General features: G+C 45.2%; 18 protein-coding genes. 10 read left to right on the forward strand and 8 right to left on the reverse strand.

Annotated features, from left to right (window positions below; translation table 11 throughout):
- Positions 1-157: 157 nt before the first annotated feature.
- The 7 genes from ACVA53_RS16890 to ACVA53_RS16920 all read left to right on the forward strand — a co-directional run bounded on the left by ACVA53_RS16890 (position 158) and on the right by ACVA53_RS16920 (position 6,019).
- Positions 158-310, forward strand: a complete 153-nt coding sequence (locus tag ACVA53_RS16890) for a hypothetical protein (RefSeq protein ID WP_446505726.1) — start codon at positions 158-160, stop codon at positions 308-310.
- Positions 311-607: 297 nt separating this feature from the next.
- The gene (locus ACVA53_RS16895; protein ID WP_446505727.1) at positions 608-1,453 is read left to right on the forward strand and encodes an enoyl-CoA hydratase/isomerase family protein; all 846 of its coding nucleotides are present in this window, start codon (positions 608-610) and stop codon (positions 1,451-1,453) included.
- Positions 1,453-1,860 carry a nuclear transport factor 2 family protein gene (locus ACVA53_RS16900; RefSeq protein ID WP_446505728.1) on the forward strand — a complete coding sequence of 136 codons (408 nt, stop codon included), beginning with the start codon at positions 1,453-1,455 and terminating at the stop codon, positions 1,858-1,860. Before ACVA53_RS16895 ends, ACVA53_RS16900 begins: the two co-directional genes overlap by 1 nt.
- 497 nt (positions 1,861-2,357) lie before the next feature.
- Positions 2,358-3,140, forward strand: a complete 783-nt coding sequence (gene modA, locus ACVA53_RS16905) for a molybdate ABC transporter substrate-binding protein (RefSeq protein WP_255043135.1) — start codon at positions 2,358-2,360, stop codon at positions 3,138-3,140.
- Positions 3,140-3,829, forward strand: coding sequence for a molybdate ABC transporter permease subunit (gene modB, locus ACVA53_RS16910; RefSeq protein WP_255043136.1), 690 nt, complete (start codon positions 3,140-3,142; stop codon positions 3,827-3,829). The genes modA and modB overlap by 1 nt, the downstream gene beginning before the upstream one ends.
- Positions 3,826-4,911 (forward strand): molybdenum ABC transporter ATP-binding protein ModC, encoded by a 1,086-nt coding sequence (gene modC, locus ACVA53_RS16915; RefSeq protein WP_446505729.1) that lies wholly within the window; start codon positions 3,826-3,828, stop codon positions 4,909-4,911. The genes modB and modC overlap by 4 nt, the downstream gene beginning before the upstream one ends.
- 496 nt (positions 4,912-5,407) lie before the next feature.
- The gene (locus ACVA53_RS16920; protein ID WP_255043138.1) at positions 5,408-6,019 is read left to right on the forward strand and encodes a CAP domain-containing protein; all 612 of its coding nucleotides are present in this window, start codon (positions 5,408-5,410) and stop codon (positions 6,017-6,019) included.
- A gap of 93 nt (positions 6,020-6,112) precedes the next feature.
- On the opposite strand, the gene ACVA53_RS16925 is transcribed toward ACVA53_RS16920, so the two are convergent.
- From ACVA53_RS16925 to malT, 6 genes are all read right to left on the reverse strand, one after another.
- Positions 6,113-6,844: a glycosyltransferase gene (locus tag ACVA53_RS16925; protein WP_446505730.1), complete on the reverse strand. Its 732-nt coding sequence runs from the start codon at positions 6,842-6,844 to the stop codon at positions 6,113-6,115.
- A gap of 101 nt (positions 6,845-6,945) precedes the next feature.
- Entirely contained in the window at positions 6,946-7,743 is a 798-nt protein-coding gene (locus ACVA53_RS16930; RefSeq protein ID WP_446505731.1) for an alpha/beta fold hydrolase, read from the reverse strand.
- A gap of 21 nt (positions 7,744-7,764) precedes the next feature.
- Positions 7,765-8,823 carry a DUF2817 domain-containing protein gene (locus ACVA53_RS16935; RefSeq protein ID WP_446505732.1) on the reverse strand — a complete coding sequence of 353 codons (1,059 nt, stop codon included), beginning with the start codon at positions 8,821-8,823 and terminating at the stop codon, positions 7,765-7,767.
- A 288-nt stretch (positions 8,824-9,111) separates the two neighbouring features.
- Positions 9,112-9,393, reverse strand: a complete 282-nt coding sequence (locus tag ACVA53_RS16940; protein ID WP_446505733.1) for a D-fructose-6-phosphate amidotransferase — start codon at positions 9,391-9,393, stop codon at positions 9,112-9,114.
- Positions 9,394-9,618: 225 nt separating this feature from the next.
- The gene (locus ACVA53_RS16945) at positions 9,619-10,296 is read right to left on the reverse strand and encodes a DUF4336 domain-containing protein (RefSeq protein ID WP_446505734.1); all 678 of its coding nucleotides are present in this window, start codon (positions 10,294-10,296) and stop codon (positions 9,619-9,621) included.
- A gap of 29 nt (positions 10,297-10,325) precedes the next feature.
- Positions 10,326-13,034, reverse strand: coding sequence for an HTH-type transcriptional regulator MalT (gene malT / locus ACVA53_RS16950; protein ID WP_446505735.1), 2,709 nt, complete (start codon positions 13,032-13,034; stop codon positions 10,326-10,328).
- 480 nt (positions 13,035-13,514) lie between these two features.
- On the opposite strand from malT, the gene ACVA53_RS16955 reads away from it, so the two are divergent.
- The 3 genes from ACVA53_RS16955 (at position 13,515) to glgB (ending at position 20,440) form a co-directional block, all read left to right on the forward strand.
- Complete coding sequence (locus ACVA53_RS16955; RefSeq protein ID WP_255043146.1) at positions 13,515-15,974, forward strand: glycogen/starch/alpha-glucan phosphorylase; 2,460 nt, start codon at positions 13,515-13,517, stop codon at positions 15,972-15,974.
- 84 nt (positions 15,975-16,058) lie between these two features.
- The gene (malQ, locus tag ACVA53_RS16960; RefSeq protein WP_446505736.1) at positions 16,059-18,236 is read left to right on the forward strand and encodes a 4-alpha-glucanotransferase; all 2,178 of its coding nucleotides are present in this window, start codon (positions 16,059-16,061) and stop codon (positions 18,234-18,236) included.
- Positions 18,237-18,259: 23 nt separating this feature from the next.
- Complete coding sequence (gene glgB / locus ACVA53_RS16965) at positions 18,260-20,440, forward strand: 1,4-alpha-glucan branching protein GlgB (protein ID WP_446505737.1); 2,181 nt, start codon at positions 18,260-18,262, stop codon at positions 20,438-20,440.
- A 136-nt stretch (positions 20,441-20,576) separates the two neighbouring features.
- On the opposite strand, the gene ACVA53_RS16970 is transcribed toward glgB, so the two are convergent.
- Together ACVA53_RS16970 and ACVA53_RS16975 are read right to left on the reverse strand one after the other, a co-directional pair.
- A complete protein-coding gene (locus ACVA53_RS16970) occupies positions 20,577-21,236 on the reverse strand; it encodes an START domain-containing protein (RefSeq protein WP_446505738.1) in 660 nt (219 codons plus the stop codon).
- Positions 21,236-22,396 (reverse strand): glycosyltransferase, encoded by a 1,161-nt coding sequence (locus ACVA53_RS16975; RefSeq protein WP_446505739.1) that lies wholly within the window; start codon positions 22,394-22,396, stop codon positions 21,236-21,238. Before ACVA53_RS16975 ends, ACVA53_RS16970 begins: the two co-directional genes overlap by 1 nt.
- Positions 22,397-22,668 lie beyond the last annotated feature (272 nt).

Here is a 22,668-nt window from a genome sequence, read left to right on the forward strand (position 1 = left end):
TAGGGGTAGAGAAAAGCTTGGGGAAAAGGGCGTCCGGTTAAACGCGGAATGGGTGTCCGGAATCAGCGGAATACGCACCGGAGCAAACCGGACACCTATTCCCCCCCTGTGTCAGCATAGTTGTCGCCTATTAATTTGACCTATTTAAGGAGACAGCATGTCAAGGCCTGCAATTGATTTAGAAGTAAGGTGCGTATTCCGTATGCGCCCCATGATCCCACGAGGCGCATACGTTTCTATTGGGGCGATCACGGCAATAACATTGCAGCCATGCGTGGCGCTTGGCCTGAAGCACGTAAGCCGTTTTTAGAGAACATTAATAAACACATTAATCATAACCCGATGGCTAAAAAGAATGTCATTGAAACTTATGCTTGGTAATGACCATTAAGTCTTTTAAATACAATTGGATAGGCTGCTACTCTATGGTGAATGGAGTAGCAGCTTTTTTCTTACTTAGTAAAAATTTAGAAATACACAACTTAGTATTTGTTAACTCTGTTTATGATTGTTGTTAATTACCACTCCAGAGTCGGCAACATATACTAGATGAGTATTACGGTCATTCGGTCGTCTATGCAACTCACTCTATTAATGGAGAGATATAATGAAATATGCAGGTTTTCAGACATTTACCACAGAGCAGAAAGACGGAATTCTTACCGTTACTTTTGATTTTGGTACTGTAAATGTTCAGGGGCAAGAAATGCTCGCAGATTTGAACAGTCTGGCAATGAGACTTGAGCGTGATCGTGAAACCAAAGTTGTTGTCTTCCAATCTGCAAACCCGGAAGTGTGGGTATGTCACTACGACACAGAACTACTTAAAGATATGTCTACTGAGGCAGTATCGCGTGAGGAAGTACAACTTCTAGATCTGCAAGCGGTATGTGAACGAATCAGTAAAGTGCCACAGGCAACCATTGCTAAACTAGAGGGCTTTGCTCGTGGGGGCGGCCATGAACTAGCACTGGCACTTGATATGCGTTTCGCTGCACGAGGTAAATTCAAGTTTATGCAGATGGAAGTGGGTATGGGTATCCTGCCATGTGGTGGTGGTGCATCGCGCATGGCTCGCCAGGTTGGCCTTGGCCGCGCCCTAGAAATTGTCTTGAGTGCTCGCGATTTTGACGCAGATGAAGCAGAGGCATACGGCACTATTAACAAAGCACTAGAGCCTGATGAGATTGGCCCTTATGTAGATGCACTTGCGCAGCGTATCTCTAAATTCCCTGCTGAATCTATCAATGTATGTAAGCAGATGGTTTACGAATCAATCGACAAGCCTATTGATGAAGCGCTGAAAGCAGAAGCCTACTGGCTATACCAAGCAACAAGCAAAACCGCAGCGGTTAAGCGTTTCCAAATCGCAGATGACCAAGGCTTAGAGCACGATATGGAGAACCAACGTAACTGGGAACAACTGGTAATGAACGTTCAGGACATCAACTAATGGGTAGTCAAGCCAACAAAGATACGGTCAAAGCATTTTTTGATTACTTTTCTTTGGCAAATACTCCACAAGCCCTTGGATTACTAGCCGATGATGTAACTTGGCAAGCGATGGGAACAGAGGGTGGTCCTCCAATGTCTACGCTAATGGACAAAGACGGGATCGGAGAGCTTATACAGGTTGTCTCTGAGATGTTTCCTGATGGCTTAGCGTTCACATATGTGGGCTGGACAGCTGAAGGTGACCGAGTAGCGGTTGAAATGGACTCTTATGGTGTAAAAAGTAATGGGACTATCTACAACAATCCTTACCATTTCTTGGTCACATTTTCTGATAACAAAATCATTGGGCTAAAGGAGTATATGGATACACTTCATGCTAAGTCTGTCTTTATTGATGACATTTAGAGATATAGGCTCCTGTAAAATATAAACAGGAGCTTTTTCGTGTAGTTGATGAATGTTTTCCATACTTTTGTGTAATCCAAATTATCTGAGCTAGAACAAATGTTCTAGCTCATTTCTGTCCAAAACTGAGTTAGCGACAACTATCAGACCCTGAGCCTGTTCTTTCGTTATGTAAGCCACATCCCTTAGTGACCGCGTAACAATGCCATATCTCTCATTTTTAACAAATGTTATCAACACGGTATAAATTGACGGATTTTGGAAAAGGCTTTTTGGAATATTGATGAGTTGCTATTTTTTTTCGTTTATAAGTTGCTGATTATAATTAAACTATTTCATTTGCAAGTGGCGTGGCCATCTGGAAGTCCTTCCGGCTTTCTTTGGGCATTTCCGGTTTATTACCTTCTTTCCCAACAACATCTATCACAATAGAGGTATTTAGCTTTACCGTTATATACTTTAGTATATAACGGTATTTTTGCTTTGAGGGTATTGAGATGAAGTGCTGGAAGAGGCGAGTAGTCGCTGTTGCTATGTCAGTGTTGTCTTTCTCAAGTGTTGCAGTTGAGAAGGTAACCGTATTTGCTGCGTCTTCGTTGACCAACGCGATGAACGAGGTTGTGATAGCCTACGAGCGAAAAACGGGCGATAAACCGACGGTTTCTTATGCATCCTCTTCAGCGCTTGCGCGTCAAATAGCCCAAGGGGCTCCGGCTGATATTTACCTTTCTGCCAATGAAAAGTGGATGGACTATCTCTCGGAACAAGGTGTCATTGACCCCTCCACAAGGAAGCCTTTGCTGCATAACAGCTTGGTGATGGTTGCACCAAATGATTACCCACAACAAAATATTGCGTTGAATGCTTCATGGGATATGGCAAAAGCATTGGATGGAACTCGCCTTGCCGTTGGTGATCCAAACCATGTGCCGGCAGGGATATACACGAAAGAAGCGTTAGAGCATATCGGTTTATGGCAACAGGCAGAACGTCTATTGGCAAGAGCGAACAATGTACGTGGCGCACTGTTGCTGGTAGAAAGACAAGAAGCATTGCTCGGCGTGGTATATAAAACGGATGCACTGATTTCCAAAAAAGTGAAGATTGTTGCTGAGCTTCCACCCGCGAGCCATACCGCGATCACATACCCTGTTGCCATGGTGAAAGGGCGTCAGAGTCAAAGTGCAAAAGGTTTTTATGATTTCCTTAATTCGGAACAGGCGGCTGCCATATTCAATGCGTATGGCTTCGGCGACATTCGTATCAGGGGTATCAATTAGTGTTAACCGAATATGAGGTTCAAGCGTTACTGCTTAGCTTAAAAATTGCCAGTGTTGCGGTGGTTGTTAGTTTACCCTTCGGTATTCTGTGTGCGTGGTTACTGGCGCGCTGTCAATTTGTAGGGAAGTCATTACTTGATGGCCTGGTGCATTTGCCTTTGGTACTCCCACCCGTTGTTATCGGTTACTTGTTACTGGTGGTGATGGGGCGTCAGGGCATTATTGGTAAAGCGCTATATGAATGGTTCGGCCTGACATTCAGTTTCAGCTGGCGCGGTGCTGTGTTAGCTGTTGCAGTGGTTTCCTTTCCGCTAATGGTGCGTTCAATCCGTTTGGCGCTTGAAAGTGTTGATTACAAACTTGAACAGGCAGCCCGAACGCTCGGGGCCAGCCCGATAAAGGTGTTTTTTACCATTACCTTGCCACTGACATTACCGGGGGTTTTGACTGGGGCTATTTTGGCCTTTGCCCGTGCACTGGGAGAGTTTGGTGCAACCATTACGTTTGTGTCGAACATCCCGGGAGAAACTCAAACTATACCCTTGGCAATGTATTCATTCATTGAAACCCCAGGTGCCGAAGATCAAGCTGCTCGGTTATGCGTAATTGCTATCGTGATTGCTTTGGTATCGATACTTGCTTCTGAGTGGTTTTCTCGGGCCGCTCGGCAGCGATTGGAGGCCAGATGATTTCTATCGATGTACAGCAGAAACTTGGTGATCTTGATTTGGATGTTCAGCTTGAATTACCTCTGCAGGGAATTACGGCTATTTTTGGTCGCTCAGGTGCGGGTAAGACATCGCTCATCAATGTTCTTAGTGGTTTGACGATGCCAGATTCTGGCGCTATTTCACTGGGTCAACATGTGTTGTATAACCAGCAATTAGGCATAAACCTACCTCCAGAAAAACGCCGTATTGGTTATGTGTTTCAGGATGCAAGGTTGTTTCCTCACTATACGGTAGCGGGTAATCTACGGTATGGCTGCAAGGGTGAAAATTTGGAACAATTTCATTCTGTCACTCAACTGTTGGGGGTAGAGCGACTGCTGAACCGTTATCCGGCTTCGTTATCTGGCGGAGAAAAGCAGCGGGTGGCAATAGGTCGCGCATTACTGTCCAACCCGTCGATGTTGTTAATGGATGAGCCATTGGCGTCACTCGATCTACCGCGCAAGCAAGAGTTGATGCCGTACTTGGAACGCCTTGCCAAAGAGGTCAAAATCCCGATTGTTTACGTTACCCACAGTCTGGATGAAATTTTACGCCTAGCGGATCATATGGCGATGATCCATCAAGGAAAGGTGGTGGCTTCGGGCCATATTAACAGTGTTTGGGGATCGCCTGAGATGCGGCCTTGGCTACCGGCTAAGGAACAAAGCTCGTTACTTAGCGCTCGTGTCAATCATCACCACCCTCACTATGCGTTAACACAGATAATGCTCACCCACGATGCATATTTGTGGGTAAATCGCTTGCAGAGTATGCGAGGTGAGTGGGTTCGGGTACGTGTTCACTCTAACGATGTTTCACTGACCAAGGTGAAATCAGAGCAAACGAGTATCCGAAATATACTGGCAGCTAAGGTTGATAAAATTCACTCGGTAGATGAGCAAGAGCGGATTGAAGTTCGTTTAAAGGTAGGTGAAGCTCAACTGTGGGCCAATATCACGAAGTGGGCGGCCGACGAACTTGATTTGTCTATTGGTGATAAAGTTTTTGCCCAAATCAAAGGTGTCAGTGTTACTCAAGAAGATCTAGCAACCATGTAACTATATTCAGTTAGGATTAACGTTTGAAAGTACCAGCTATTGTTGGTACTTTTTTGTTTCTAATTGATCTTAGTCAATCATAAAAAATTGATAAGTATAATTTTTTATTTCAATTATTTTTATATTTTTGTTGTTGATGCTTATTTTGAAAAATATAATTTATTTGATGTGTCAAAGTTGAACCTTTAATTGTACATGTGAGTTAGCATATGCATGCATTATTGTTTACTTATTCTATTAGCGGATGGTTCTTATATTTCATTGGCTTAAGTTGGATATTGACGTTCATTGAGCAGTTTTTCTTTGTTAATTGTTTGTCAGGTTCTTGAGAATATCAGCGTTGCATATTGAATGATTAAGCGGGGAGTAAGTATAGTGTGCTTCGTAAAAAGCGTGAAGCAAATTTATTTATTGTGTTTTATTAGGCTAAATTAGTACTACATCTATTATATTATTGAGCCTAATAAAATACACCAAATGTCAAATAAGGTGTGTTATGAAAGTTGTACCCATATTAGCGTTGTCAGCATTGTTATTGTCTGGTTGTGGTGGTTCCTCATCAGGCACCGATAACACTGAAAATACAGTCCAGCTGCCTGAGGATAGTGGTGATACAGGCACTAACCCTGGTGATGATAACAATACCGGTGGTGATGAAGGCAATACTGATCCTGATCCAGGCCCTGGAGATACTTTTGCAGAGCAGATGCTGTATGCGGTGAACCAAGTACGTTCAGAATCTCAGAACTGTGGTGGTGAAATTATGCCAGCGGTAGACGCGTTGGAGTGGGATCTTGACTTGCAAGATGCGGCATACCGTCATTCCAGTGATATGGCCAACAATAACTTTATGAGCCATACGGGTTCTGACAATAGCTCACCTGAAGATCGTATCAATGCAACCGGTTATTCATGGTCAACATGGGCTGAAAACGTTGCTGCAGGACAAAAAGATATTGATGCAGTAATGACTTCTTGGATGAACAGTTCGGGTCACTGTAAAAACATTATGAATGGCAGTGTAACCGAAATGGGAGCCTCTTTTGTTGAAAACTCTGACGCATCATACGGTATTTACTGGACTCAAGTGTTTGCTAAGCCGCGCTAACGTCATGGTTGAATAAGCAATATACTTAGCCGCCAATTATGGCGGCTTTCTATATTGAACGGATGATAGAAATATGTCCTACTAATCCATGATTTAATTCGCATCCGTGTAATGGTCACAGTTGCAATCCATTCTTTTGTTACGCATCTCGCCCATAAAAAAACGTCGAACATTGGCTTTCATATAAGTCAGCCCCATTTTAATGAAGCCGTCTTGCTCAAGGCGACGAGGGTCAAACCAGAAACGAACAGGGATCATTCGGTAACGCCATGTTTTAGCCGCGCGGTTGGCATAATCACAGTCTTCGCAAAGCGCGATGCTTGGGTCAAAGCCGCCAATCTCGTTGTGAACGCGTTTGGTCGAAAACATGCAGGCACCAACAGCGGTAGGGAAGAAAAACGAAGTGCTAAACAGCCCTGCATTGAATAGCGCATAGCCCACCTTGTAACTGAACGACAAATCTTTGGCTTCCATGTAGGATCCGGCCACTTCGAGTTTTCGGCTTTCCAATTCATACAGTGCATTGGTTAAGAAAGTCGGGCTTAGCCGAACATCGGCATCAAGGAATAATAGCCTTTCATATTTGGCGAGTTGAGCACCGGTATTACGGCCAAGGCTGGTCCCTCGTTGATTCATTTTATGAACAGCCAAGCTGGGTAAAGCCTGTTCGAACCCCCTGGCGACTTCACAAGTGTTATCGTCGCTGTTGGAATCGACCACGATAACCTCGTACTGCTGGTGGCTTTGTTTGCTTAAGTCTTCCAGTAGGCGGCCAATGCGTTTTTCTTCATTCAGTGTGATGATCACAATACTTAAAGGGGTCATAACTATCTCCGGTATTCGTATTAACTGAAGATAGTTTGCAAGCTTTTGGTTGAATTAATTCTGAGGGCGATATTCATAGCGTATTCATATTCAGGTTATCGCTAGGAGTGGCGTTGATAAAACAGTCGTACTTTATCGATTAACCAATCCGGGTCATCGGTTGGTAGATCATGACCGGCAGTTGGGTGGAGCAACAATGGTATGTGCCAGGTTTTAGTTAACACCTTACTGCATGAGATATCGACGAGGGCATCATTCTGGCTGCCAATAAGCAGGGTTTGCGAGGCGGGATTGCCGTGATACTGATAGCGGCTGGCTGCATAGAGTTGGCGTAGCGCATTGGACGCTGAGACTGGGTTGGTGTGACGCCAGTCTACCCAACTGTCTATGATCTCGGTGGATGATAGGTGGGTGGTCATATTAAAGATCAGTGCTTCGCGTTTCGCTTCCGACAGAAAAAAATACCGCAGTATATTGCTGTACTGTTGCCATTTAAGCCTATTGGTGAAAGGGGAGTAGTTACTGAGACTGGCGTTTATTAGTATGGCGGAATGGATACTTTGCGGGAACTTTTGTATCCATTCCAGCGCAATCATTCCTCCCATTGATATCGCAATGATATCAATGTCTCCCTTTTCCATTTGAGCTCGAGTTGTTTGTGCTGATTGAGCTTGGTAGTTAGTCAATTGGGTATGAAGGTCGTCTACCATGTCAGAGATGTGAGTGGCCGATTGCTCGTTATGTCGGGAGCCGTTTCCCGCAATATCAAAGGCGATGATCTCTCGCTGAGGAAAAGCAGCTTTTAATTTCTCAGTAAATATTCCCCAATGACGAGTTTCTCGTAATAGACCCCTGATTAACAAAATTGGTCGGTTAGTATTTTTGGGAAATGGGCTCATAGTAACGTCTTGGCTATTGGATTAGGTTGTCTTGGTTAGATCGTGTGGATACCAGAGCGATTTTGCTTGCTGGGAAAATGCATCATTTTGCTCGCTCAAGTACCAATGCTGGTATGAATAGGTCGCATTCATTAGAAACTCGTTTAACGTTAAGTGAGTTCGCATCACACGCTGGATCCTGTGTGGTTTTACTGGGTGAAAAGGTCCAATACGGTCGAGGAGCTGCAGTGGGTTTTTTCGAACCCATCGCCAAGATCCCATCTCAAGTGTAATCGGGAGTAGGTGCTGCTGACGACTCTCGGTGATGTCATACAAGTAATCCCATAAGTCGCCATGGCAAGTGTAATGCTTAGTTTGGGGCTCAAACACATAATTCTGGTAGGGAAAGGCATTTAAAAATAGCGCCCTTAAGTGGTACAGCGCCCCAATTTGAGCAATGGGCGTAAGTTTGCTTTTGGCATAGGGGAACCATAGGCGATCTCTTGTTCCAAATCCTGAATGGCAATCGAGAGCGAGGGTCAACGGGCTGGTTTGGGTCGCGAGAAGCACCTCATTAATCAGTGTTTGGGATTCTACTTCCATACCGTCAGCCGCTTTACCACGATACCAAGGGATGAATTTTGATATCCGGTGACCGCCAACAAGCCACGCAGTAGACTCTTTACTGTCCACCGGTGCGTTCCTCATTAAATCGACATGATTACCGTTAGAGCGATAACGCTTTGCCATACCGACAGGGTTTAACAGAGGAATAAAAATGAGCTTAATACGGCGTAATTTCTGTTGTAAAGCTTCGTCCCAATGAAGGCGATGGCATAGGCTTTCTAGTAGAGATATAACGACTTGGCTACCGATACGCTCGAGGCCGTGTACGCCGCCAACGAAAAATAGACACGGTGAGTAGCTTTCAATAGCACCAAGGCTGATTTTATAGATGGGCAGCGGGAAATTATCAAGTTCCGCATAGTTCGTCACTTCCGTTGAGTTACCAATGTGCTTTAACGCTGGAATAGAATGATCAATGATGTTTTCGAGCCGCCTGAGCTCGGGTAATCGCCAGTATATACCTTCTTTGCTCAATGCTATGCACTCCTTGGCCTTTGGTATTACTTTACGCCCACTGTTTTACACCTAGATGTCATTATAGGAAACGAACTAGAGCATATTGATCATTATACCAACCTACATAAATATTTGATCAGTCTTGCTGGTTAAAACCGCTGTTCTCTGCGTTAAATATTTTGTAATTAGAGCCACTAGTTACTGCAATATCTGCCTTGATAACAACGATTTTTCCAGTGCAAATACTTGATCAACGACTTATCCAGATTGGTATTATCACCAGCTTGGAGGTGTGGAGAGAAAGCATCAATGCGATTGGCTGAATTTCTTTGCTGATTCTAATTGATATTCTTCAACATCATGAATCCATCTAGGGCGGTTAATAAACCGAGCGATAGCAAGCGATGGCAGTAAAAAAACAAACAACGGTAATGCTTCATGTAAATACGTATTGGCGAGTACCTCTTCATGAGTGAAAAAGTTCAACGCAGCCAGCAGGCAAAAGATGAAGCCAAGCACAACCAGAACAGCGGAGATAACTAAGCCGATGCCTAGTAAGTCCCTTAAGTATAATTTATACGCATCCATATCCATTTCCTCATACAAATGATGGGTAAAAATATACGCTTCTTATTGCTCTTGGTTGTGATGTTGATCACGTATAAGGCAAGGCTGAATGAAAGTTGAGAATAGATTGATTTATGGCAAATTCAGTTATTGCCATAATAAAAACGGTGTTCAATATTTTATTGAGCAGTATTCGTTTTGATTGTACCCCTTATTATCATGGGTAAAAGACGGCATTTCTTTTATCTACAATGCCCACTTAAAAGCACGATAAAAGCTCGCTTTGCCATTAGTTTCGATGTTGTGGCCATGAGAGAGAATAATTCGGTCAAATGGCCAGGTTAGGATTTCCTGCAGTGACTGCCTTAACCGGGTTTTATTCTGAAAAGTCCAACGCCAGTAAAGCGGCATGCCGGGATGCTGATAACAGCCATTGGCCAGTGCCAAAGCCATAGTAAACAGATTCGAGGTTGGGCGAAACCAAGCCAGAGTATCACCAACGATTAATGTGTTTGAGAGGGGATCGCAGAAGATCACTTCTTCCATCCGATCACTCCCTCTTAACAGAGTTTGATACAGTTGGTGCTGCCATATTTTAGGACTTTTGGCACTGAGGGCATCATCAAAGACAAGGTCGGTTCGTTTATTTTGCAGGCCCGGGGGAGCAAAGAAATAAGCTTCGGGATAGGCGAGCCACCATTCTGACAGGAATAAATGATGGTTCATATTTGGGGTCACGATGGCCTGAATTGCGCCCAGTTGGCTTAACTCAAGCTGTAGCGATGTCGTTAGTTGGATGGGGGAGTGAATAAGTAGCTTATCATTTTCAAGCCGTATTACCGTCATCCTTGCACCAACAGGTATGCCATTCAATTTGAATGGCATATCTTGATACCAGAGTCGATCCTTACTCCATTCTTTCATTGGTTATCCTTAACCAGCAGATGGTGTGGCTAGAAGCCCATTAATTTGAGTAAATTTTCTGCCGTTTCAATAGCTTGTTGACGGTTAGCAATATTGAGTTTTTGGTACAGGTTCCGTATGTGTGTTTTGATTGTCGTAGAGGCGACATCAAGCTCAGAAGCAATTTGCTCATTACTGTAGCCCGTATAGATCAATCCCAGTACTTGCCATTCACGTTGAGTTAGCGGGCTGGTTCGTATAAGTTCTGGAACATTAGGTAAGTTGAGCAGCTTTTCAACGAAGTTTTCGTCAAAGTGCACAGAGCGGTTACGCTCTTTGCTCGTCATCTCACGAAGCAGTTGACGGGCACGGTGTAGTTCTAGCTCATTAAGTGCTTTAGTATCAACCAATTCTTGGATCAGATCGCAGATCTCGCTTCCGTCACAAAGAAAAATGCCTACCATGCCAGTACTGTTCGTTAACTCAAGAGCTTGCTTAATTTGAGTTAGGGCGAGTTCTCTATTTTCTTGACGTTTACTTAGTACTGCTTGTACCACAAGGTTACGGTTTTTGTCTGTGATCAGATTATGTTTATTGCAGCTGTCATCTAACATGCTGAAGATGATTTCAGCACGCTCAAATTCGCCGGTATTGACACAAGCACGACCAATATTACGCCATTGCAGCTGTTGAAAGTGATTACATGCTGCTTCCGGTTGCTCTGCATGAACGAGCCATTGTTGTATGCTGTCTATGTCCCCCGTATTTTGCCAAAACAGCAAATTGGCTAAGTCAGTATTCGCACGCCAGTCGATGTGATAGACAGAGCGGCTCATTAGGCTGTTGCAAAGATCAAGATAGCGACTTGCTTTATCTTGCTCACCACGAGTTATGGCGATTCGAGCGAGCATGGAATAGGCGTGCAACGACTTGGTCTCGTCATACGGGGCAAGTACTTCAAGGCTTTTCAGTGCAGCTTCTTCTGCTTCATCAAGGCGATTCCAACACCATAGAATTTGGGCGCGCAGGCGCAATAGGAACTCGTGCAACGGTACTTGTTGTAGGTGTTGCTCTTTGACCAGTTTGAAGGCCTGCTCTAGCAATTCATAGGCATTCTGAACATAACCTTGAGCCAGTAGGATTTCAGCCTGTTGGAGTAGAGCCCATAGCGCCTGATGATAGACATGGTATTGGCGAGCCATCTTTTCGGTTTGCTGCATCATTGGCAACGCGCGGCTTAGATTACCCAAACAATGGTGTACTTCACCGACAACCGAGGTTGCAACGATTCTGCTACGATAGGTTGTCGAAGGCAATTGGCCTAGTGCTTGCTCTGAAAGGATCAGGGCATCATCGGGCTTACTTTGGTTGATCGCAACTTGAGCGCGTAGTGCATTAAATTCACCTTGCAGGGCGTCATCAAGCTCAATATCACGTTTAGCGAATTCTTTTTCCGTTTCCTGGATCATATCGCCCACATCATTGTATAGGTGCTGGCTTTGCAGCAGCCACATATGAAGTAGATTTAGGCGAGGCTGGGCGTAGAGTTCTTCGGTGTCGATATTTCCCAAGGCATCTTGAAGGAGCTTCATTTCACCATGGTGGAACATCTCCCAGCCAAAATCACACAGAATATGGATAACAAGCGCTGAATCTTCACATTTTTGTGCATGAAGCAGTGCTTGCTGTGGTGAATTTTGCTTCAACCAAGCCTTGGCCGCCAGCGCATGCAATTCAGCCCTTTGCTGAGGGATTTGGGAATAGCGCTGATGGCGGAGAAACTCAGCAAATAGGTTATGGAAGCGGTACCAGTTGTTATCACCCTCAAGTGTGTTGAGGAATAAGCCAAACCGGTTGAGTGACTCAAGAACAGCCAAGGCGTCACTACGCCCAGTCAGATCGGTCACAAGTTGCGCATTGAACATATCAAGTACAGAACATTGCAACAAAAATTGCTGGGTTTCATCGTCTAACAGATCAAACACTTCTTCCGCAAGGTAATCCCACAGGTGGCCACGGTTAAAGCTCGCCATTGATTCGGCAGATTCAACCAGGTTGTGAGGTTTTTGCTGGGCGTGTAGTGCGATTAGTTGGAGTGCGGAAGGCCAGCCTTCCACTTGCTGGTGGAGTGACTTTAAAACATTGGCTTCGATGTTTTCGCCGATACGTTTGTCGAAAAAGCGGGTTGTTTCTTCTTCATCGAAGGCAAGCAGATCGTTATCTACCTCAATCAGCAGATCGCGAATGCGCAGGTTTGCCGTGCCTAGCGGCGGCAGAGTGCGGCTCGTAACCACTAAGGTAAGGTTGTCTGGCATATGCTTGAGAAAGAATCGTAAGCCGTCATGAATATCGTCATTATTGATGAGGTGATAATCATCAAGCACGATGTAAGTTTGTTCATGGTACTCAGCCAGTTCGCCAAACAGCTCGCTGAATAGAGTCGATAAACATGCAAACTGGCGGCGTTCAGCCATCGCTTGAGTCTTCAAGCAAGCGTTGTTAGTCGCTTTGTTGATGTTTTGTAGTAAATAGTTCACAAAACGGAAGGTATCGTTGTCATTTTCGTCGATATTAAACCAACCGGTATGCGGGTGCTCGTTCAACCATTGGGCTGCCATGGTGGTTTTACCATAGCCCGCTGGTGATCGAAACAGCACAAGACGGTAAAAAGGGGCCTGCTCTAGCGTTTCCAGCAAACGGGGACGCAGTATCGCATTATGAAGGCGTGCCGGACGAGTTAATTTAGATGGTATCCACATAGTCTTGCTATCTTATTGTAAGGTTTCAGTTCCATTGTCGCTCAGGAGCGTTGCTCTGAATTAATCATGTTATCTGAGCTGTTATGCCATGTAATCTAGGTAATAGTTGCAAATAATTTCAGTATGGCACTTGATCTAGCTGATAACTTTGACAGCGCATTAAGTTGAATTCAGCAAAAGTTGTCAACTCATCCCTATATTTATGACACAGTTCACATATCTTTAATTTCCCACCAACTTATATCTATTCAATTGCACATGGGAATGTAGTCTGTATCTGTGACTTAAAATGCATATGGAAGGGCGTTTTAGTCTTTCTACACCCCAGAATGTTGCATCTTGTCACAGAAAGTGGGGGAGATTCATAACTACGCCCCTCCCACTCATCCCTACTCCTCCCCAACTCGGGAGGATGTTGGCGCTGATAAATACAGGCAATATTGTCAGCAGTTGGAAATAATCCTAGAGCGAGATTGAACCATGCCTAAGAATGGTCAGACACAACAATTTAATAAAGCAGCTTTCCAAGCGGCAGTAGAAAAACACCTAACAACAACTTACGCATCAACAGATGAAACTGCGACGGCTCGCAGTTGGTATTTGGCAATGGGTAAAGCACTGGCTGAAATCAGCACTGGCAACCTATTGGCCACTGAAAAGAATCTTGCTGAGCAGAAAGCTCGCAGTGTGAACTATCTTTCACTGGAATTTCTGATCGGCCGCCTAACAGGCAACAACCTAATCAGCATGGGCTTATACGAAAACGTTGCTGAAGCAATGGAAGAGATGGGCCAGAACCTAACCGACCTATTGGAAGAAGAGCGTGACCCTGCATTGGGTAACGGTGGCCTTGGTCGTCTAGCTGCATGTTTCATGGATTCACTAGCAGCCCAGGAATACCCAGCAGTCGGTTACGGCCTACACTACGAATACGGTCTATTCCGCCAGTCATTCGTTGATGGCCGTCAGGTAGAGGCTCCTGATGCATGGCGTGGTATCGAAGGTTACCCGTGGGAAGTTCTTCGTCCTGAGCTAAGCCAAGAAGTTAGCTTATACGGTCACGTTGAAGGCTACACTGATGAAAATGGTGTCGAGTGCCGTCGTTGGGTTCCGGCTATGTCTGTTGAAGGCGTGGCTTGGGATCTACCAATCGTTGGTTACGACAACAAGAGTGTTTACCCATTACGTCTTTGGGAATGTCGCTCTAACGCACCATTTAGCCTAGCGCGTTTTAATGATGGTGACTACGTTGGTGCACAGTACTCTGCGCTAGAAGCGGGTAACGTGACTAAAGTGCTATACCCGAACGATAACCACGATCAGGGTAAAGCACTTCGCCTGATGCAGCAGTACTTCCATTGTGCATGTTCGGTTGCAGATATCCTTCGTCGCCACGAAGCAGCAGGTAACTCTATTGAGTCGCTTTCTGAGCTTGAAACCATTCAGCTCAATGACACTCACCCAACTATCGCCATTCCAGAACTAATGCGCATCCTTATGGATGAGTACAAGCTAGGCTGGGAGAGTGCGTGGGAAATTTCTTCAAAGACATTTGCTTACACTAACCACACATTACTTCCAGAAGCACTGGAAACATGGAGTGAAGCACTGATCCAGCAAATGCTGCCTCGTCACATGGAAATCATTTTTGAAATCAACCACCGCTTCATGAAGCAGGTTGAGCAAACTTGGCCGGGCAACAACGAAGTGAAGCGCAAGCTTTCAATCATTCAGGAAGGCCCACAGCGTATGGTTCGCATGGCTAACCTGTGTGTTGTCAGCACTTACGCAGTGAACGGTGTTGCGGCACTGCACTCTGAGCTGGTTAAGCGTGACCTGTTCCCTGAGTTCAACGAACTGTTCCCAGGTCGTTTGACCAACGTGACTAACGGTGTGACACCGCGTCGTTGGATCAAATACTGTAACCCTGGTCTTTCTGCGCTGATCAGCGAGAAAGTGGGTAATGACTGGCCGGCAAACCTAGAAAAAATAGCTGGTTTAGAAAAATTCGCTGACGATGCAGCCTTCCAGAAGCGCTACATGGCAGTGAAGAAAGAAAACAAGCAGCGTTTGGCTAACTGGGTTGAAGAAAACATGGGTATCGAGCTAGATACTGATGCCATCTTTGATATCCAAATTAAGCGTCTGCACGAATACAAGCGTCAGCATTTGAACTTGCTCAATATTCTGGCCTTGTACCACCGCTTGCTGAACGATCCAACGTTCGACATGCACCCACGTGTATTCTTCTTCGGCGCGAAAGCAGCACCAGGTTACGCACTGGCTAAAGACATTATCTTTGCCATCAATAAAGTGGCTGAGAAAGTGAACAACGACCCACGCCTTGGCGGCAAGCTGAAAGTGGTATTCATTCCTGATTACCGCGTAAGTTTGGCTGAAATCTTGTTCCCAGCGGCTGATGTTTCTGAGCAAATCTCAACGGCAGGTAAAGAAGCATCAGGTACGGGTAACATGAAGTTCGCGATGAACGGTGCATTGACTATCGGTACGATGGACGGTGCTAACGTAGAAATGCGCGAAGAAGTGGGCGACGAAAATATCTTCATCTTCGGCTTATTGGTTGATGAAGTACAAAAACTAAAACAAGAGGGTTACGACCCTTATCGTTACTACCATGCTGATAGCCTTCTACGCGCAGCAATGGATTTGTTAGAAACTGATGAATTCACACCAGGTAACCCAGGCCAGCTAGCGGCAATTCGCCACAATTTGCTGGAAGGTGGTGACCCATACCTGGTACTGGCTGACTTTGCCGATTACGTGAAGACGCAAGAGAAAATCGATGCGGAATACCGTGACCAGAAGACATGGGCCCGCAAGGCCATTCTGAACACGGCACTAATGAGCAAGTTCAGTTCAGATCGTAGTATTCGAGACTACGCTAACAACATCTGGAAACTAGAGCCAGTTTCACTGTAACTGCTTTAGGCTGTAACAAGTATGAATTGATATCAGCAAAACTTTAACATCGTAGCGGCCGAGAGGCCGCTAACGGAGAGAACGATGAAAAACGATCAAGTATTAAAGCAAGTTGCTGACATGGTAGGCATTGCCGATAACTATGTCAGTGCTTGGGGGGATGAAGCGCAAGTTGACAGCGATACAATCCGTCGCCTGTTGGCAGCGCTAGGTTACGACACCAAAAGCGATGAGGCTTTGCTCGAATCAGCAAACAAGAAACTACGCCCAGATGTGTTAGCACCGGTTAAGGTGGTACGCCGCGGTGAACCAATGCATATTGAAATGCACTTGGGTCAAAGCGCACGTATCAGCGATTTTAGCTGGCGCCTGGAAACTGAACAGGGTGAAGTACTGGAAGGTTGGTTGCAGTCTCAGCTTGTGTCAGACGAGCGTGCAGAAGGTGGCACCTTGGTGTTTGCTCTGCCTGACGATTTGGTATGGGGGTACCACAAGCTAGAGGTATTCCGTAAGCGTCGTAAATCTCCATTTGAAATGACTTTGATCGTTGCTCCGGAGTCTTGTTACAAGCAGGATGACCTGAATAGTAATAAGAAACTTTGGGGTACCAGCGTTCAACTGTACTCAATTCGTACTAATCACAACTGGGGGATTGGTGACTTTGGTGACCTGAAACAATTGGTTGCTGACGTGGCTGCCCGCGGCGGTGACTTTGTGGGCTTGAACCCCATTCACTCCTTATTTCCAGCTAACCCTGAAGGTGCGAGTCCATACAGCCCATCTTCCCGCCGTTGGCTGAACCTGATGTATATTGATGTCAGCTCTGTCACCGAGTTTGCACAGTGCGATGAAGCACAGCAGCTTGTTGGCAGCCCTGAGTTCCAACAGCGTCTCAATGAAGCGCGCAATACCAACTGGGTAAACTACAGCGAAGTGTCATGCTTGAAAATGGCTGTTTTACCATTGCTGTTTAAGACATTCAGTGAACGCCATCTTGAAAAGAGCACCGCACGTGCCCAGCAGTTCCTTCAGTTCGTTGAAGATGGGGGGGAAAGCCTACTTCACCAAGCCGCTTTCGATGCGTTGCACGCTGAATTGAAAAAAGAAGATGATAGTGCTTGGGGTTGGCCGGTCTTCCCTGAACAATACCGTCACTTTGATAACGCCGCTGTTCAAACGTTTATCAAGAAAAACTATGAGCAAGTACAGCTGTTTATGTACCTACAGTGGTTGGCTGATGCCCAATTGGCTGAAGTCAATGAACTCGCGGAAGAAAAAGGTATGGTCATTGGCCTGTACCGTGATTTAGCGGTAGGGGTGTGTGACTCTGGTTCTGAAACTTGGGCAGATCACGGTGCACTTTGTCAGGATGTTAGCGTGGGCGCACCGCCAGATATTCTTGGTCCTCTAGGCCAGAACTGGGGTTTACCACCGCTGAACCCAGAAGTACTAAAAGAACGTGCTTATGAACCGTTCATTCAACTATTGCGTGCCAACATGCGTAGTTGTGGTGCACTTCGTATTGACCACGTACTTGGTTTGCTGCGCCTTTGGTGGATACCTAAGGGGGAGTCTGCACAAGATGGTGCATATATGTACTACCCGGTTGAAGACATGATGTCTATTCTGGCATTAGAAAGCCATCGCTACCAGTGTACGGTGATTGGTGAAGACCTTGGTACTGTGCCAGACGAGATCGTGGATAAATTGGCGACGGCTGGTATCCATTCATATAAAGTTTTCTTTTTCGAAACCGCAGAAGACGGTGGTTTTTACTCACCGAAGCACTATGCCGACCAATCGATGTCAGCGCTCTGTACGCATGATATGCCAACACTTCGTGGCTTCTGGCACTGTGATGACCTGAAGATGGGTGAAGAGCTTGGTTTATACCCGAACCAAGAACAATTAGCTGGTTTATTTGATAGTCGTGCTGAAAGCAAACAAAAAATCCTTGATAGTTTGGCTTGGCATGGTTATCTTCCTGAAGGGGTTGGGCATAACGCTGCATATGTGCCTATGGATCAGCAATTAAGCGAAGCCATGCAACTCCACCTAGCTGCCGGCTCTAGTGCACTGTTGAGCCTACAGCTGGAAGATTGGCTAGAAATGGACAAGCCGGTCAATATTCCGGGCACCGTTGATGAGTATCCGAACTGGCGTCGAAAGCTTTCGACAACGTTGGACGACATCTTCACTCGCCAGAATATTGTTGACCTGACTCGTCGTTTAACCGAAACACGAGCAGAAGCATCGAAATAATAAGTAATATCAGGAGTAATGCGTTGGACACAATTACAGTGACCCGCAGTGATAAGGAATATTTGCAGCTCGAGAGAGCTGCATTTTCAGATCCATTTTCATTTTTAGGCCCTCAATATCAGTCGAATGACACCGCACTTCGCGTGTACGTGCCAGGCGCTGACTCTGTTGAAGCAATAACTGAAAACGGTGAACGTTTTACCCTCGTACGCGAAGCTGATAGCGGTTTTGTGCTTGAGGGTGATTTCGATTTTACCACTGCACTATATAAACTTGTCGTTAAATGGCCGCAAGGCGAACAAACGATTTACGACCCTTACCAATTCCATAATTTGATTCAGTCAGGCGAAGCGCTGACAGACCCATCACTGATGCACAGTGAAATGGGGGCGCAGCTTGTCACACTGAATCGAGGCAATTCATCTGTCTCTGGTGTACGTTTTCTTGTCTTTGCACCGAATGCCTCAGCCGTAAGTGTCGTTGGCCACTTCAATGCATGGGATGGCCGTCGTCATCCAATGCAGCGTCTGGATGATGGTTTATGGGGGCTGTTTATTCCTGAACTAGAGGAAGGCACCCTTTATAAGTTTGAGTTGAAAGACAGTGCGGGTGAGGGGCTACCTCACAAAGCGGACCCATGGGGATATCAATCAGAGCAATATCCATCATTTGCGTCCAAAGTTTATGACCAAGCCAACTACGAGTGGCAAGATGACACATGGCAAAACCGTCCGGTAACTGCCAAGCATCAACAAGCGTTGTCGTTCTATGAATTGCATGCTGGTTCATGGCGTAAAAACGATCAAGGCGAGTTCCTTAACTATCGCGAACTTGCTGCAGAGCTGATCCCTTACCTGAGTGATATGGGTTACACCCATATAGAACTGATGCCTGTTTCCGAGCACCCTTTCTATGGCTCATGGGGCTATCAGCCGATTGGTTTGTTTGCACCAACGAGTCGCTTTGGCTCACCTGATGACTTCAAATACTTCGTTGATCAGTGCCACCAGGCTAACATCGGCGTGGTATTGGATTGGGTTCCTGCCCACTTCCCATCAGATGACCACGGCCTAGCGAACTTCGATGGCACCGCATTGTTTAACGATCCGGATCCTCGTCGCGGCTGGCACCAAGATTGGAAGAGTTACATCTACGATTACGGCCGTGATCATGTCCGCCGATTCCTAGTCTCCAATGCCTTGTTCTGGTTCGAGCATTATCATATTGATGGATTGCGTGTAGATGCCGTTGCATCAATGCTGTACCTGGATTATTCCCGTGAGCATGACCAGTGGATCCCTAACCATGAAGGTGGCAATGTTAACTTCGATGCGGTGACTTTGCTGCGTTGGGTCAACGAGGAAGTTTACCGCCATTATCCGAATGCCATGACCATTGCTGAAGAATCAACGGCCTACCCAGGTGTAACTAAACCGACTGACATGGGCGGTCTAGGGTTCGGCTTCAAATGGAACATGGGGTGGATGCACGATAGCCTTTCCTATATGCAGGAAGAGCCTATACATCGTAGTTACCATCACAACACCATTACTTTCCCAATGGTGTATGCATTCAGTGAAAACTACGTATTGTCTCTATCACATGATGAAGTTGTTTACGGCAAAGGCTCGCTACTTGACAAAATGCCAGGTGACGAATGGCAGAAAACGGCCAACTTGCGCGCATTCATGGGGTACATGTATGGCCAGCCGGGTAAGAAGCTGAACTTCATGGGGGCAGAAATTGCCCAGAGTGCAGAGTGGTGTCACGATGGTCAACTAGAATGGCACTGGTTGCAGTATCCGCGTCATAGCGGCATGCAGGCAGTCGTTAAAGACTTGAACGCACTGTATACCTCTGAGCCTGCAATGTACGAGCAAGACTGCGACCCTGCTGGTTTTGAGTGGCGTGTTCAGGATGATGCTGGTAACAGCATTTTGGCTCATGAGCGTTTTGCGCTTAATGGCGACAAAGTTCTTATTGTCAGTAACTTTACCCCGGTACCTCGAGAAGGATATCTGCTGGGTGTACCTGCTGCCGGTGAATATGAGCTGTTACTCAATACCGATGATGAAAAATACTGGGGTGGCAACGCGCCAGTGAAAGCATCTATCGTGACACAGCAAGTGGCTAGCCACGGACTAGAGCAATCGATTGCTATTGATTTGCCGCCTCTGGCAACAGTGTTCTATCGCTTCAAGTAATAGACAAGCTATTTAGATTAAAAACCCGCAATTTGTTGCGGGTTTTTTTTGTTTGGCAAATTACCACTAAGCCCTATCTGTTTTATACCAATCTGGATAAGTAGTTGATCAAGTATTCTTTGGATCCTGTAAGTCGCTATTGAAAATCAACAATATGTGGATGGTGTTGATTGTGGTATTTCTCTCGTTTTACCATTTTTTTCAAGCCAAGTAAGGAGTTGTAAGGCTGAGAGACTGACACCATGTTGATTAACCACGCAGGCAGGTTACCCCCAGGGTTTGTCAGAACTTGATAGTGTACATGCGTTACTGAGTCACTTACCGGTGTAAATATCCAGCGGCTTGTTAGGCTTTTTACTCTGACGACTCCGTCTTTTAGTGGTAAGTAGTCGGGGGTGCCTTCTTGCTGGATAGTCACAACTAAAGTATCTGGATCTTGAGTGGTTTTATTTAATACGATGGCATCACGATCGGCAACGGGCCAGGGGGCTTTGCTATAAGTCACGGTGATTGTTTCTGAATCACTGATTACTTTCTCGGTGTGCATTTCATCGACATTTTCAACCCACTCAATACCGGCATTGGTATCGTTAAATACGGCAATGATGGTACTGAGGTTGGCATTGATTGTCGTTTGTGCCATAAACTCTTTGAAGTCGCTGCCTTCTATTGCCCGGTTATACACTTGTATATCCTTGCGGTCCCGAACATTTTTCCATGGTTCCTGAGCGAAGGCTTGACTTGATACCCCTTGAAAACACATGAGGGTAACCAATGACATCAATATTTTTTTCATTATTCTACCACTCGCCCTTTCCAAGAGATCGATTTCTGTTTTGATAGCCGGTAAGAGTTAATAACAAGCAAGCCCTGCAAAGTAATGCCGAAGGGTACGAAGATGGCATAAATGATAGGAACAAAGAGCTGGGTTGCAAGCACGCCGTAAGTCATCAATAGAACCAACTGCATAAGTAAGTTGATTCCAACAACGAACAACGCTATTTGAGTCGGTTCACTATTATAAGATAGCCATGATAAAAGCAATAACAACGGGGTAGACCAGGCTATAAAAAAGGATTTACTCAATAGGGTAATAGCACTTGCGAAATTATTGACTTCAACAATTCTATTCATATTTTTGGAAAAACCGTGCCAGATCTCTGCTGCACTGGTGTACATTCGCGTACTCATAAGATCATCTGCAAATGCCCAGAAGATATTAAATTTACGTTCTTTCATTGCTTTGGCAAAGGCAAGGTCTTCTGAAATCTCGGAAGCTACTACTGTGTGCCCTTCTACGGCTTTATATGCACTGGTTTTAAACAGCATTGCTTGCCCATTGGCAATCGCTTCTTCTTTATCAGGATCATTTGACTCATGAAATTTCATAAAAGAGGCGATCGATAAAAATAGACCCGGTAAAAGGGTTTTCTCTGATGCCGATAACATGAGTTGGCGAGGGTTAAACGAGAGCAGATCGATCTCTTTGCTGAGCGTAAAGTCGATAATGCTTTTCAGCATCTTTTTATCTGACTGAGTATCAGCATCAATAAAGAATATATACTCGCCATTGGCTTGCAGAGCACCAGCCATGCAGGCATTGCTTTTACCTATCCACCCTTTTGGCAGTGGGCGACCACTGATGCATTGCGCATTAAACTGGCTTTGCGACATCATCTGCTGAGCAACTTGGCGAGTTTGATCTTCAGAGAAATCATCGACAACAATGACTTCAAGCTTGTCTACTGGATAATCTTGTTCGAGGATGCTGCCGAGTGATATTTTAAGGTTATGCTCTTCATTACGCGCAGGGATCACGATGGTTACGCTCGGCCAATCATCGCGTGAATACTGTCCTCGCTTTATGTGCACCCGATGCTGGGCCAAAATGCCTAATTTTATTAGAAAAACCAAAACCCCTATTATTGAGAGGATAGTTAAAGCGAGTAAAACCATAAATGAAACCTGTTTTTGCAATGTAGTTATGACCAACGGTTTATAATATATTGTTAATGCTGAACTTCAATTGACTAGTGTTTAATTAATCTTAAATAAATGCCAACTTATTTGTGCATTGGGAAACTCATGCATTAGAAATATTTTTACTTATATGTCATATGTTACTGAAAATGAAATGTTATTTCTCGTAAGTAATCTGTGCATGTTTAATTGTGCATGCAATCGTTTTTTTTACCCGAACAAACAAGAAAAAAGTAAGGTAGCACTTC

It is taken from the genome of Photobacterium sp. DNB23_23_1, assembly GCF_052873815.1.